This is a genomic window from Mucilaginibacter sp. P5_A6 (assembly GCF_056400585.1).
Map to the genome: position 1 here is coordinate 276,764 of NZ_JBFUKZ010000003.1, position 13,687 is coordinate 290,450.

Genomic DNA, 13,687 nt, shown 5'->3' on the forward strand with positions numbered 1-13,687 from the left:
AGTTCAGGATAATGCAAATTAAAACCATTAAAATCCTGTTTTGTTAACATCAGATACCTAATTTTACATAATGAATAAGCATTTTATATTCCGTATCTCTGTTTTAATGGTAATTATTTTAGGCATCAGCCATTTGGGGTTTGCCCAGGATACTGTTAAAAAAGCTGTCGTTAAACCGCCCGCAACAAAACCGGCTGTGATAAAACCGGTAGTAAAATATAATGCCGCCCCCGCTGGTGCAAACCCGGCTGGTGCATATCAGCCCCAATATACCAGGCCCCGCGAAACCGCTGCCGACTCGGCGCTGGCAAAGGATAAAAGCCTGAATGGGCAGTACCGATACCTCTTGACCAAATTATTCCGTTACCAGCAGCCATTGGTTTCAGCGTTATGGAAAAACCTGCAGGATACTCTAAACACAGAACGCCGCAAGCTTAAAGAAGCCCAAACCAAACTGGCTGCACAAACAGGGGATATTGCCGCGCTTAAAACCGATGTAACCACCAAGGATCAAACCCTTTCTGAATCTAACGCCAAACGCGACGAAATAAATCTTTTAGGCATCTCATTTACCAAAGCCTCCTATAATTTATTAATGTGGGGGTTGGTTATCTTTTTCGGTCTTACTGCGGCCATTGTGATAGCCCGGTCTGGCGCAAACAGTCGTGAAGCCAAATACCGCATTAAGCTGTATAATGAGCTTGACGAAGAATACAAAGCCTACAAAGCTAAAGCCAACGAAAAAGAAAAGAAACTTGCCCGCGAACTGCAAACCGAGCGTAACAAGCTGGATGAATTGTTAGGGAGAGGATAGGTTTTCGATGTGCAAATTTCAGATGTGCAGATGTATAATCCCCGAATTGAGAACGTCATGCCGAGATTGTTTCGCCCCCCCACAGGACAGGTTGCCAACATATTGTAAACTCTGCAAGAGGGATCCTAAAACAAGTTCAGGATGACTTAGCATTTCTTTTTTAGACAGTTTTCTATGAATAACACCGAACTTTTAACCCTCATTACACGCCTGCGTTCTGTTGCCGATGTAGGTTTGCTGTACGCCAAAAACGAATATGATATTGAGCGCTATGCCGAGTTACAACACATTGCCATAGGGATGTTGGATAATGTTACCGGCTGGGGCAGCGACGATATAAAATTCAATTTCCCGATGCCGCATGATTATCCTACCGTTAAGGTTGATGTGCGTGGCCTGTTATTAAATGCCGAAAACAAAATATTACTGGCTAAAGAAAGCGCCGATGGCAAATGGAGTTTACCTGGCGGCTGGGCCGACGTTGGGTACAGCGCGAAGGAAGTTATCGTTAAAGAATTCCAGGAAGAAACCGGGCTTGAGGTTGTTGCCGACAGGTTGTTGGCGGTATTCGATAAAAAAATGCACCCCCATCCACCACAGCCTTTTTATGTTTATAAGATGGTATTTTACTGCAAAGCAATTTCAACCACCGTTAACAAAGGCTTTGATGTGCTTGACGTGAAATATTTCGACATCCATAATCTGCCAGAGCTTTCTGAAGACAGGATCCTGAAAAGCCAGATTGAGTTATTGTACCAAAAGATAGTTACCGGAGATTTAATTGCGGAAGTGGATTAATTTTGATTTGGAAATTCGGATGTTCGATTTCGGATTTATTTACCAACTACTATCTGATATTTGTAAACTGAAGCTACTGCAAACTCGTAGGCGCGGCACTTAGCTTTGGTAACACCCGCTTATTAGCCGGCAGGGCAAGGTATTTTTTGTAAGATTCGTTGATATAGGCTGTCATCGACGGCGCGTTGTTGTTTTTAAGAAATGCATAAGTTGGCCTGTAAAGCGACATGAAGTTTTCCAGTTCGGCACCACGCAGCGGAACTACACTTTTTACATAATCAACATTAAAGGCTTCATCAATTTGCCGCTCTTCTTCCTCGTGCTGAAAATACCTTTTTAACCGCCTTGCATCTTTACCCTCTTTACTAAACCAGGTAGACGGCGACATTACCGAAACCTTACTTTTAGTATAAACTTCAGGGTATTCTTTACGCGGATCAAAAGCCGGGCGGGTAGCAGTAACGTTTACCTGCCTTAATGATATAGTTTGTGATATCATCTCCACGCGCTTTGGCCGCAAATCTGTTACATATAATGTATCTGATACATACCCCGGTGAGTTAAATATTAGCGTATGACCTGTTAGGGTACGAATGCTGAAATTACCGTTCTTATCGGTTATGGTGATTTGCCTGTTGTTAATATCTTTCACAAAAACGTTGGCCAGCTTATCGCTTTTGCTTTTTTCATAAACCGTGCCTTTCAGTACATCCTGGGCATTCACAGTTGCTGTAATAAAAAGGGAGGCTACCAATATAAAGTATGTTATTTTCATAGACGTTGATTCAAGCTGTAAATTAAACCTATTTTTTGCGGTAATAGTTTTGAATTTAACATAATTAACTTTTTGTAGTGCATTAATTACAAAAGGGTGAAAAAACAATTTTCTCAAAAACTTGTAACCCGACACGTTCCAGGTTACATTTGTTAATGATTGTTGGCTTCCGCCATAAAGGCTTGCGGCTATATCTTTCGAAGTTGATTATTTGGATTACCGCTAATATAATAAGGAGATTAAAAAATGCAGATGTTTGATCCCGCCCATCCAGGCGAATTAATACGCGAGACTCTTGACGGAATAAAGGAAGAAACAAGCCAAAAACTAACTGTTGAACAGGTTGCTACAGGTTTGGGAACAACCCGCAAAACTTTATCAGCAATTATTAACGGTAAACAAAGCATTAGTCCCGACATGGCCCTTCGTTTAAGTGCGGCGTTTAATACCACCGCCGAATTTTGGCTGCACGCCCAGGAAAACTATGACCTTGCACGGGCCCGCAAAAAATTCGACATTAAGCAGGTTAAAGTTTTTGGCATTCGCAAGTAGCTTAATTGGAATATACAAAAAACGCCCCATTTTCATGGGGCGGTAAAATTTGGCTATATGTTAGTATTGTCCCGGTAACGGTTGGGGGGGGGGTTAATACCTGTTTACTTTAAAATCAGATATTCCGCCGCTCATGTGGATATATATTTTGTTTTTTGCTGCATCAAAACCTGCTGTTTCGTACGTGTTATCATTCTTTTTGTCAAATCCTGCAAATTCATTGGATGACAGGCCGGTGTTTGCATTTATACTGCAGGCAGCATTCTTAGGCACACTGATGGTAACCTCCGAAACTCCTGTAGACACTTCAACATTGGTGGTTGCTAATGGCGCACCCAGCTTTACATCAAATGATGCCGCTCCACCCTTTAAAGTTACACTTTTAATTTTAAATTTTGTTAAATCAAAATCCAATTTTGTTGCGCCTGTTTCCACATAAATATCCCAGATAGGGTTTGGATTAAGCTTGATGTTGGCCTGGTTTGATTTATTGTCATCAGAATCAAAATGCCATCCCTTATTATTCTTCATCTTCAGGTCTAAAACATAAACCGAGTCGTCCTTACTGGTATTAAACTCATACTTACCATAAAACTCCTTTGTTTCTGCTTTAAACAGCTGGCTGGTGGTATCGTTAAGTGTATAAGTTGTACCGCCGCCGCTGATGTTAAGACGGGCCAGTTTGGCATCGGGCGTATATTCTTTATTAAATATACTGCTGCCTTCAATTTTTACTACGCCGTGATCGGTGTTGGTGCTGTCGCTGTCACTGTTGTCGTCATCACTATTGTCATCGCCGCTATCGTTACTATCCCAATGAACAAAATTATGTGGCCAAAAGTTATAACGATCACCAAAGCGGCCAAACAGCAGCAGTGCAAAACCCGCTACAACCACCGTAAGTTTTAAAATTGTTGCCAATGGCGATTTATTGCCTGCAAAAACCAGGTTCACTCCACCTATAATTAAAAATATAGGCCAAAGGTGGAGTATATTCATCCAATGGAAATCAATAATATCAAAGTTGTGAAGCAGAAATATGGCTCCTATACATACCAGGATAGCACCTGGAATTAATTTATCGCTCTTCATGATTTTATATAGTTGGAGGGGTGTCTGTAATATTATCGTCTTTTTTCTCTTCCTTATTCAGGGTGTCGGTGTCATCAGTTGCTTTCACTTCCTGATCGGTAGTGGTATTTTGAAAGCCTGTTTCCCAGGGCTCCTTTTTTTGGCCCGATACAATGACAGCCAAACCAACTACTATTAAAATAACAGGCCATAATTTAGCCATGTGCCAAAAGTAAAAAACATGCAGTTCGTGAAGCAGGAATGACGCACCAAAAAATATCAGTACACATCCAATAATAACACCTGCGGTTGATGATGATTTTTTTGGCGGTATGGCTCCAAACGGGGCACCTGGTGTTACCGGGCCGCTGTTATCAAAAGGATTATAGGGCTGCTCTGGTGGTACTCTGTAATCAACATTAGGGTTATAAAAGTTGACCCCTCTTTTGGGTATCACTATCCATAGTACAACGTAGGCCGCAAGGCCTGTGCCCATAAATATAAATGTAAGTAAAAACAAGGCGCGTATAATGGCTACATCCATGTCGAAGTATTCGGCCAGACCGGCGCAAACTCCTCCTATTTTCTTTCGGTATTCATCCCGATAAAGCTTCTTTTCCATAATCTTATTTAAATAACGTTCAAGTTTGGGTTTGTTTAATGATATAAAAGTACAGCGGGCCGTTAAAAATACCTATACAATATAGGTTAGCAGGTACAACAAGTCGGTGAATTGCCGGGTTTTGACGGTGAAACTTCCGGGCTATAAGTCTTAAGTCGGAAGTCTTGAGTCATTAGTCGAAAATCACCTGAGACTTAGTACTGCTGACTAAGTCGGAAGTCAAAAATCACAAAAAAAGACTTGAGACTTAAGACTTAGTACTACAGACTTGAAAGTACTACAACTGACCCGGCGCTGGTTTAATGATTATCTCGTCCACATTGGCCCCCGCGCTCATCCTGTATATATTGATGATTGCCGATGCGATGTCTTCTGGTAAAACCATTGTGTTTTTATCAACAACCGCATCTTTCCATGAATCCGTTAACGTCGATCCGGGAATTATTGCGGTTACCTTTACACCATGTTCCTGCATTTCAAGCCTCATTACCTTTGTTAGACCTAACAGCGCGTATTTTGTTACGCTATAAGCACCTGCCTGGGCAATTGGATTTAATGATGCTACCGAGCATATGTTAAAAAAATGACCCTTATGTGCAGCCTGCATGGCTTTACCAAAAAACCGATACAACTCATAGGTAGGCATAAGGTTTGTATTTACCTGTTTTTCAAAAGTATCATCGGCATCATCAAGTATACTTGTTGGGGTGAACATGCCTAAGTTATTTACAATCACATCAATAAAACCAAGCTCCTGCTGCGCGGCGGCGGCAAAGCCAAGCAATTGGGTTTTGTTACTTCCATCGGCTACCCTGGCTAAAACTTTAATGTTGGGGTTATGATGCAGCAGTTCGTCCTTAAACTCCAATAATTCTTTTTCGTTTCGCGAACAAACGGCCACGTTTAATCCTTCATTTGCAAAAGCTATGGCAATAGCACGGCCCATGCCTTTTGTTGAACCGGTAATAAGGGCATTTTTCATAATGATGATGAGTTTTTATTTCGAATGTACTTTTAATTTAAGCCCCCCAATTGTTGAGGGTGATTTTTATGCCTGTTGATATTTGACAAGCTAAATTACACAAGCTAAAATAATAGCTTGCAAAAAGCTCCTATTTTAGGCAATTAAATAATAGCGACTGGTAAGCTAAATTTAAAAATGTAATTTTATCCGATTTTTAATACATAACTATGATTCAAAGTTTAGGGCGATATATACTTTTACTAAGATTAAGTTTTAGAAAACCCGAAAAATTCACAGTGTACTGGGCAGAGGTAATGCGCGAAATGGTTTCGGCGGGCATCGGTTCATTAGGCATAATCATGATTATTTCGGTTTTCATCGGTGCAGCTGTAACCATCCAAACTGCCTTCCAGTTGGTGAGTCCGCTGATAGCAAAATCGGTAGTAGGCGGTATTACCCGCGATAGTATGGTTCTTGAATTTAGCCCCACCATTTCATCTTTGGTATTGGCAGGCCGCGTTGGTTCAAGTATGGCATCGCAGATAGGCACCATGCGGGTTACCGAGCAGATTGACGCCTTAGAGATCATGGGCGTAAACGCGCCGGGCTATTTAATATCGCCCAAGGTTATAGCAGGTGTAACCATGTTCCCGTTATTGGTTATCGTATCTATATTATTAGGATTTATAGGTGGCTACATTGCTTGTCTTACTTCAAGCGAAGTTACTACCGATGACTTTATAATTGGCCTGTCGGATGGTTTTAACTCTGTTATTATCACCGTATGTTTAGTTAAGGCAGTTGTGTTTGGTTTTATCATCACAACAATTTGCAGCTACCAGGGCTTTTATACCAAAGGCGGTGCCCTTGAAGTTGGCCAGGCTGCCACACGCGGTGTAGTTTTTAGCTGCGTAATGATTTTATTGTTCGATTTAGTAATCTCCCGTCTATTTTTATGATAGAAATTCAAAACATCCATAAAACATTTGGCGAACACGAAGTTCTATCTGGCATAAGCGCTAATTTTAAACCCGGTGTAAATAACCTCATCATTGGCGGTTCAGGTTCGGGAAAAACAACATTACTAAAATGTATTGTGGGCCTGCATGAACCTACCGAAGGGGATGTGCTTTTTAATGGCGAAAACTTTACCGATATGGGTTTTGAGGAACGCGTGCCTATACGCACCCACATCGGGATGCTTTTTCAAAACTCGGCCTTGTTTGATAGCATGACAGTTGAAGAAAACATCACGTTCCCGCTAAACCTGTTCACCAACCAAACCAGGGCCGAAAAACGAGACAGGGCCAGCTTCTGCCTTGAAAGGGTTAACCTGGCAGGTAAAAATAAACTGTACCCATCCGAGCTTTCAGGAGGTATGAAAAAACGTGTGGGCATAGCCAGGGCAATATCCATGCAACCCAAGTACTTGTTTGTTGATGAGCCCAACTCGGGCCTCGACCCTATGACCTCCATCCTGATTGATGACCTGATAAGCGAACTTACCGATGAATACCAGATTACCACGGTTGTTGTTACCCACGATATGAATTCGGTAATGGGTATTGGCGATCATATTTTGTTCCTGCACCAGGGCAAAAAATGGTGGGAGGGCAGCAACAAAGAAATTGCCCACACCGATAACAAAGAACTTAACGACTTTGTATTCGCCAGCAAGTTCATGAGGGCAGCAAAAGCGAAATTATAATAGTATCAAGTAGTTAGTATCAAGTAGCAAGATTTTTAATCGGCCACAACGAGAAAGTTGTTGATATCAAATAGCAAGATTTTTGATCGGCGTGACAATGAGAAATTTATGCTACACAAGAGCAGATGTCTTAAATCAATATGCACAATTTTAAGGAGTTAAAAGTATGGAAAGCTGGCATTGAGGTATCCAAAACTACTTTTCAATTGTGCAGAACATTTCCGTCCGAAGAAAAGTATGGATTAATCTCTCAAATGGTTCGTGCAGCTATTTCAATACCATCCAATATTGCAGAAGGTTGTGGAAGAAAGTCGAATAAAGAATTACATCAATTCTTAAACATTGCTTTGGGGTCCTCTTTTGAATTGGAAACCCAGTTTATTATCGCCAAAGAGTTTAATTATCTAACCCAGGAAACATTAGATAGCCTCTGTATACAGATCAACGATATTCAAAAGATGATCTACGGCCTGCAAAAAAGCCTCGCTAACTAGTAGCAAGTAGTTAGTATCAAGTAGTAAGATTTTTTTGGGGGATAGCAAAAGTCACAATTTCAAGACCTTGATCAGATTGATAATAAGGCAATTGGATTAGCAAATCTCTTATCCAAAAAAAGATACTAAATTTGCGCCACACAAGTACAGCTGTCTTGATACTTGATACTAACTACTTGATACTAAAAAATGATTCAATTACTTACCCCAACGCACTGGAAAGATTATGAGCTGATTGATTGCGGCGATTTTGAAAAGCTGGAGCGTTTTGGGAATACTGTACTTATACGCCCCGAACCACAGGCGGTTTGGAGCAAAAGCCTCCCTCCTGCCGAATGGCAGCGTTTACACCACATAAAGTTTAAAGGCCGCTCTGCAACAGCGGGCGACTGGATAAAAAAAGACCCAAAAACTCCCGACCGCTGGCACATCGAGTATAAAAATAACGATGCCGCTATCAAGTTCCGCCTGGGGTTAACCTCTTTTAAACATCTTGGGATCTTCCCCGAGCAGGCCGTAAACTGGGATTACATTACTCAAAATATAAAACGGTTTAAAACACCACAGCCAAAAGTACTAAACCTGTTTGCCTACACCGGCGGTGCATCATTGATAGCGCAGGCCGCGGGTGCCGATACCACACATGTGGATTCCATTAAACAGGTGGTTACATGGGCTAACGAAAACCAGGAGATCTCGGGCTTAAGCAATATCCGATGGGTGGTTGAGGATGCGCTTAAATTTGTAAAACGCGAACTTAAACGCGGCAAAAAATACAATGGCATCATCCTTGATCCACCGGCTTATGGTAATGGCCCGAACGGCGAAAAATGGAAACTGGAAGATAACATCAACGAGATGATGGCCGATGTGATCCAACTGCTGGATCCTGAAGAACATTTCCTGATCCTCAACACCTATTCGCTTGGTTTTTCATCGGTAATAATAGAAAATCTGATTAAAAGCGCCTACCCTAAAGTGCAAAACCTGGAGATTGGCGAACTTTACCTGCAGGCCACAGCTGGCCCCAAATTGCCATTGGGCGTTTTCGGAAAGTTTCATAAAGTTAAAGGTAATTAATTATCAATATTTATATTTGCCTCAAACTAAACCTGCTTTGGTTGCTTTATAAGTAGCTGAAAATTAGTTTAAATTAAAATACAACTTACGCACACCTGCCACTTACCGAACATAAACGCACATGAAATTAAAAAACGTCCTATTATCTGCAACCCTGCTCTTATCGTCCATTGTACTATTACCTGGCTGCTCGCAAAGCGATGGTGCCGGCAAAACAGATAGTAAGAAAACAGCTGCTAAAACTGATTCGGCAAAAGCCGAAGAAGCAGATTCGCTCAGCGTAAAAAAATCAGATTATCCTCCTATAGATAAGGCAAAATATGATACTTTATTAAAGTTTAATGCCCATGGTGATACCACCGGCAGATGGCCTGTTAAAAATACACCATACCCAATAGGCGGCGCTATTTTACCATATAAACGCGTAGTTGCTTTTTACGGCAATCTTTACTCAAAAAAAATGGGCATTTTGGGCGAATTGCCGCCAAAAGAAATGCTTGCCAAATTAAAGGGAGAGGTAAAGCACTGGGAAAAAGCCGATCCTAAAACACCGGTGCAACCCGCTTTGCACTACATTGCTGTAGTAGCACAGGGTGATGGCGGCAAAGACGGAAAATTCCGTTACCGCATGCCTTTTAAACAAATTGACAGTGTATTGGTATTAGCAAAAAAAGCACATGCCATTGTATTTTTAGATGTACAGGTAGCCTTAAGCAACATACAGGCAGAGTTACCATTATTTGAAAAATACTTATCAATGCCACAGGTTCATTTTGGTATGGACCCTGAGTTTTCAATGAAAGATGGCAGCAAACCCGGCAAAAAGATAGGCACCTATGACGCAGCTGATATCAATTACGTATCAGACTACCTTGCAAAAATTGTAAGAAAAAACGGTTTGCCACCTAAAATTTTGGTAGTACACCGTTTCACCAAAAAAATGGTGACCAACTACAAAAACATCAAACTGCATAAAGAAGTACAATTAGTTATGGATATGGACGGCTGGGGCGAACCCGACCTTAAAACCGGTACTTACCGCTACTTCATTAACCAGGAGCCGGTACAGTTTACAGGCTTTAAATTGTTTTACAAAAACGACATCAAGAAAGCCCCTCACCATATGTTAACACCAGAGGAGGTTTTATCCAGGTACAAACCGTACCCTATTTATATTCAGTACCAATAAATAAGTCTTAAGTCGGAAGTCTTAAGTTCTAAGTAAAGGTCTCAGGTCAGGAATATTTATATTTTTGAGTTGGGACTTTTTAGTTTTAGTATACTTTTGAATCTGAGTTAAATTACTGGATTAGCGGCTGTCTAAAAATAAAAAACGAACCGTCATTGCGAGGTACGAAGCAATCCCAAACTATACAGATCGGATTTGCAAAGCTACCCTGTAAGGTGGGGATTGCTTCGTACCTCGCAATGACGCGTGGATATGTACTTCTTTAGAAGTATAAAAACATTAATAAATCATTTTTATACAGCTTTTTAGAGCTTTGGACTTAAGACTCACGACTTAGAACTACAGACTTAAAAAAATGATCAAATTCGGAATTATAGGCTGCGGCCGCATCGCTCACCGCTTTATGCAGGGTGTTGCCGCTGTTGAGGGTGTTGAGCTGGTGGCATCATATTCGCGCCGGGCGGCTACCGTCGATGATTTTGTGGCGCAATATGGTGGCAAGGCCTGTTATACTTTAGATGAGCTGCTGGCAGGCGATGTTGATGCGGTTTATATTGCCACCCTGCCCGATAGCCATGCCGCCTATAGCATAGCCGCCCTTAAAGCAGGTAAACATGTGCTTTGCGAAAAACCGGCCACGGTAAACCTGTCCGAACTGGATGAGGTGTTGAAAGTAGTGAAATCAACCGGGCTCTTATTTATGGAGGGTATGAAACCTCCCTTCTACCCATTATACACCCGTTTAAAAGAATACCTGGCTACCGACCCTATTGGCCCGGCGGGTTATGTGCGCGCCGGATCGGCTGTTGCCGATTGCCCGCCCGATCATCCAAATTATAACCTCGATCTGGTTGGCGGCAGTTTAATGGGGATAGGGATTTACGAAGCCTTTTTGGCCATTGACTGGCTTGGCGAATTGCAGGAAGTACAAACCATGGGGCGCTTTGGCAAAACGGGTATCGATATGTTTGCTATATTCCAAACATTGCACGCGGGTGGTTATTCGCAATTATATGCCGGGTTTGACCTGCATGGCAAGGGCGACGCCCTCATCGCTGGTCCGCTTGGCCACGTAACCATCCATAAAAACTGGTGGAACCCGGCCCGCGCAACTATTGATTACCTGGATGGCCGAAGTATAGAGCTCAATGAGCCATTTACCGCCGGAGGCTTGAATTACGAGATAAAACATTTTTGCGACCTGATCAGATCGGGTGCAACAGAAAGCCCCATCATCCCCCACCAGATGTCGCGGCAAATGATTGATATGATCGACCGTGCGCGGGCGCAGGTTGGATTAAAATATCCGGGAGAATAGTAATAAAGATTAATTTAAAGCTTGTTTGTAAAACCGGCAGCCAAAACAGCATTCAAATTCAAACCTGTTTTGCCCTATTAAAATTTATTGGAGTTGAGCACCGGGTTTTGGCTGGCATTTACCTGGTAAGTATAAATGGCATTTTGCTCATCTACCTCAACTATCCGGTATCCCTTGTAATCGGTTCCCCAATTACCTCCTATATGCGAATCAAAAAAATGAGGGAATTTGTTGCCGGTATAGCGCACGCCGTCCAGCAAATGATCGTGACCATGAAAAGCGGCCTTTACATTCGGGTAGTTATGCAGCAGCTCAATGGTTTCGGGGCAATCGGTAAAAACATCATTTTTAGTCCAGTTTATTGGCGGGATATGCAGAATTGCAAATACAATTTTTTTGCCGGCAAATTTATCCAGCGATGTTTTGATAAAGGAATTATCGGGGCACACATAAACGCCTTTTGTATCGGCAGTATTGGCCAGTACAAAAGCGATGTCACCAAATTCTATAGTATATTTATCCTCGTAACCAAAGCTCTTCTTCCAAACAGAGGCATCAGCAAAATCATGATTACCAGGAATAGTATGGTAAGGCACACTCAATTTATCAAGGTAAGTGCTTTTAATTTCGGGCAGCAAATCGGGACGATTATGCACCAGGTCGCCGTTAACAATCACCATATCCAGGTGATTTTTAGCATGATCCTCATTAAGCCATTTTACCATATTGCCGGTATTGGCAGTAAAATCGGTACCGGGCTGCCCGTAATGAATATCAGATGCCAGCGCAAAACGAAGTTTAAGTTTTGCTTTATGCTGCCGCCTATAACTATTACCAATGCTTGCAAAAGAGTTAACAGCTGGCAATAAAGTTAAAGCCGCTATACCAGTAAGGCTGGTTCCAATAAAATCCCGCCGTGTGCCCATGATCTATATAAAATTAAGCGTTAATATTTAAAAAAATATGAAGTCATCTTAAACTGTAATGGTTTAGATAACTTCGTCCTTTGTCCGAAAATCCTTGCTCCAAAAATCCTACTTCACTATCACCCACCTGTTCACCGTATTCAATTCCCCTTCAATACATACCTTATAAAACCCGGATGGCATATTTTTTACATCGACCAAAACATGTTCCGCAGTAACAGGCACTTCGGCTAACAGCTTATATTCATCAGCTTTACCTTCCTTAAAATTATTTGCAGCGGCTACCCATATCTTTACTTTACCTTTAGCATCCATAGCTTTCCAGCTTACATCAAGTGCGCCCTGCACTAAATTGGCTTCGGGCTGAGCGACTGATATAGGACCAATCAGCGAAATACCATCCATCTCCCGTAACTGTGCTTCGGGTACTTTTACATTTAAAAAGTTGTTGATTGATGGGCTAATATCCACAATGCCCGGGGTATAGTATCTGGCGTAATTGTTAAGCGGTTTGTAATTTGTTACCATCCAGGTGCTGCGTTGCCGCGTACTTTGGCCACCATGATTTTTGCCTGTTTGCTCATCGCGGCCATGATCGGTAGTGACAAATATCAGCCAATCCTCCTTAAAATTTTTCTGTCGGTATTGGATAGCCTGCCATATACGGCCAACCTGCGCATCCATCTTCTCAATGGCCTCATAATATTGCGGACTATCGCCATATTTATGCCCCATATCGTCGGTATACTCCAGGTACACCCAGGAAAGGTCGGGCGCTTTATCCTTAATACATAATGCCGCTGATGCTGCAACCTCCTCATCTATCAGGTGCATATAATTACCGGCCTTGTCATGCGGAAATTTTACCGTATCCAGTTCAAAGCCATCATAAGCATACTCCGGGTGAACGCTGCCTGCTTCGGGCAGGTTATCGCCAATGAGCTTTGTGCGGTTATCCGTCCAGCTCGAAAATATAGCGGTCTTTTTACCTGGATAAGCATTTTTAAACATCCTGAAGATGTTCCAGTAATTATAGTTTGGCGCTTTAATATCATTACCCCAAACGTTATGTTTGTTTACCCATGTAGCAGTAAGCAAGCTGTTATATCCATTGGCAGAAATAGTAGGCGTTTGCGAATAACCACCTTTTTCGCCCCCTACGTGTGCCCTCAGATAGGCACCTTGTGCGGCAATCTGCTTAAGATTGGTCGTGTTCAATTTTTCGATCACATCAGCAGGAATCCCATCAGCAATAATAAAAATAGCTTTTTTTATACGGGATTGGGCCTTTACCCCAATAACCACAGTACACAGCAGGCCAAAAAGGAATAATTTAACAAGGTTTTGCATTGTTGAAATATAAAGCGCTAAGCTAA

General features: G+C 41.9%; 15 protein-coding genes. 9 read left to right on the forward strand and 6 right to left on the reverse strand.

Annotated elements, in window-relative coordinates:
• Nucleotides 1–70: 70 nt before the first annotated feature.
• Nucleotides 71–814, forward strand: a complete 744-nt coding sequence (locus AC1DO4_RS05455; protein WP_477413649.1) for a hypothetical protein — start codon at nucleotides 71–73, stop codon at nucleotides 812–814.
• Nucleotides 815–988: 174 nt separating this feature from the next.
• Complete coding sequence (locus AC1DO4_RS05460; RefSeq protein ID WP_477413651.1) at nucleotides 989–1,612, forward strand: NUDIX hydrolase N-terminal domain-containing protein; 624 nt, start codon at nucleotides 989–991, stop codon at nucleotides 1,610–1,612.
• A 73-nt stretch (nucleotides 1,613–1,685) separates the two neighbouring features.
• On the opposite strand, the gene AC1DO4_RS05465 is transcribed toward AC1DO4_RS05460, so the two are convergent.
• A complete protein-coding gene (locus AC1DO4_RS05465; protein ID WP_477413653.1) occupies nucleotides 1,686–2,387 on the reverse strand; it encodes a carboxypeptidase-like regulatory domain-containing protein in 702 nt (233 codons plus the stop codon).
• A 246-nt stretch (nucleotides 2,388–2,633) separates the two neighbouring features.
• Here AC1DO4_RS05465 and AC1DO4_RS05470 point away from each other — a divergent pair, with 246 nt between their 5' ends.
• A complete protein-coding gene (locus tag AC1DO4_RS05470) occupies nucleotides 2,634–2,939 on the forward strand; it encodes a HigA family addiction module antitoxin (RefSeq protein WP_477413655.1) in 306 nt (101 codons plus the stop codon).
• Between the two features lie 93 nt (nucleotides 2,940–3,032).
• Here AC1DO4_RS05470 and AC1DO4_RS05475 read toward each other — a convergent pair whose 3' ends face one another.
• The 3 genes from AC1DO4_RS05475 to AC1DO4_RS05485 all read right to left on the reverse strand — a co-directional run bounded on the left by AC1DO4_RS05475 (nucleotide 3,033) and on the right by AC1DO4_RS05485 (nucleotide 5,614).
• Nucleotides 3,033–4,031 (reverse strand): LiaI-LiaF-like domain-containing protein, encoded by a 999-nt coding sequence (locus tag AC1DO4_RS05475; RefSeq protein ID WP_477413657.1) that lies wholly within the window; start codon nucleotides 4,029–4,031, stop codon nucleotides 3,033–3,035.
• 4 nt (nucleotides 4,032–4,035) lie between these two features.
• A complete protein-coding gene (locus AC1DO4_RS05480; protein ID WP_477413659.1) occupies nucleotides 4,036–4,632 on the reverse strand; it encodes a PspC domain-containing protein in 597 nt (198 codons plus the stop codon).
• Nucleotides 4,633–4,909: 277 nt separating this feature from the next.
• Nucleotides 4,910–5,614, reverse strand: a complete 705-nt coding sequence (locus tag AC1DO4_RS05485) for an SDR family oxidoreductase (RefSeq protein WP_477413661.1) — start codon at nucleotides 5,612–5,614, stop codon at nucleotides 4,910–4,912.
• A gap of 209 nt (nucleotides 5,615–5,823) precedes the next feature.
• Here AC1DO4_RS05485 and AC1DO4_RS05490 point away from each other — a divergent pair, with 209 nt between their 5' ends.
• From AC1DO4_RS05490 to AC1DO4_RS05515, 6 genes are all read left to right on the forward strand, one after another.
• A complete protein-coding gene (locus AC1DO4_RS05490; protein ID WP_477402009.1) occupies nucleotides 5,824–6,555 on the forward strand; it encodes an MlaE family ABC transporter permease in 732 nt (243 codons plus the stop codon).
• Nucleotides 6,552–7,304, forward strand: a complete 753-nt coding sequence (locus AC1DO4_RS05495; protein WP_477413663.1) for an ABC transporter ATP-binding protein — start codon at nucleotides 6,552–6,554, stop codon at nucleotides 7,302–7,304. The genes AC1DO4_RS05490 and AC1DO4_RS05495 overlap by 4 nt, the downstream gene beginning before the upstream one ends.
• 140 nt (nucleotides 7,305–7,444) lie before the next feature.
• Complete coding sequence (locus tag AC1DO4_RS05500; protein WP_477413665.1) at nucleotides 7,445–7,798, forward strand: four helix bundle protein; 354 nt, start codon at nucleotides 7,445–7,447, stop codon at nucleotides 7,796–7,798.
• 189 nt (nucleotides 7,799–7,987) lie between these two features.
• Nucleotides 7,988–8,878, forward strand: a complete 891-nt coding sequence (locus AC1DO4_RS05505) for a class I SAM-dependent methyltransferase (RefSeq protein WP_477413667.1) — start codon at nucleotides 7,988–7,990, stop codon at nucleotides 8,876–8,878.
• 121 nt (nucleotides 8,879–8,999) lie between these two features.
• Nucleotides 9,000–10,067, forward strand: coding sequence for a hypothetical protein (locus AC1DO4_RS05510; RefSeq protein ID WP_477413669.1), 1,068 nt, complete (start codon nucleotides 9,000–9,002; stop codon nucleotides 10,065–10,067).
• Between the two features lie 355 nt (nucleotides 10,068–10,422).
• Entirely contained in the window at nucleotides 10,423–11,385 is a 963-nt protein-coding gene (locus AC1DO4_RS05515; protein ID WP_477413671.1) for a Gfo/Idh/MocA family protein, read from the forward strand.
• A gap of 77 nt (nucleotides 11,386–11,462) precedes the next feature.
• Here AC1DO4_RS05515 and AC1DO4_RS05520 read toward each other — a convergent pair whose 3' ends face one another.
• Both AC1DO4_RS05520 and AC1DO4_RS05525 read right to left on the reverse strand, forming a co-directional pair.
• Nucleotides 11,463–12,311: a metallophosphoesterase family protein gene (locus AC1DO4_RS05520; protein WP_477413673.1), complete on the reverse strand. Its 849-nt coding sequence runs from the start codon at nucleotides 12,309–12,311 to the stop codon at nucleotides 11,463–11,465.
• A 108-nt stretch (nucleotides 12,312–12,419) separates the two neighbouring features.
• Nucleotides 12,420–13,661 (reverse strand): alkaline phosphatase family protein, encoded by a 1,242-nt coding sequence (locus AC1DO4_RS05525; RefSeq protein ID WP_477413675.1) that lies wholly within the window; start codon nucleotides 13,659–13,661, stop codon nucleotides 12,420–12,422.
• Nucleotides 13,662–13,687 lie beyond the last annotated feature (26 nt).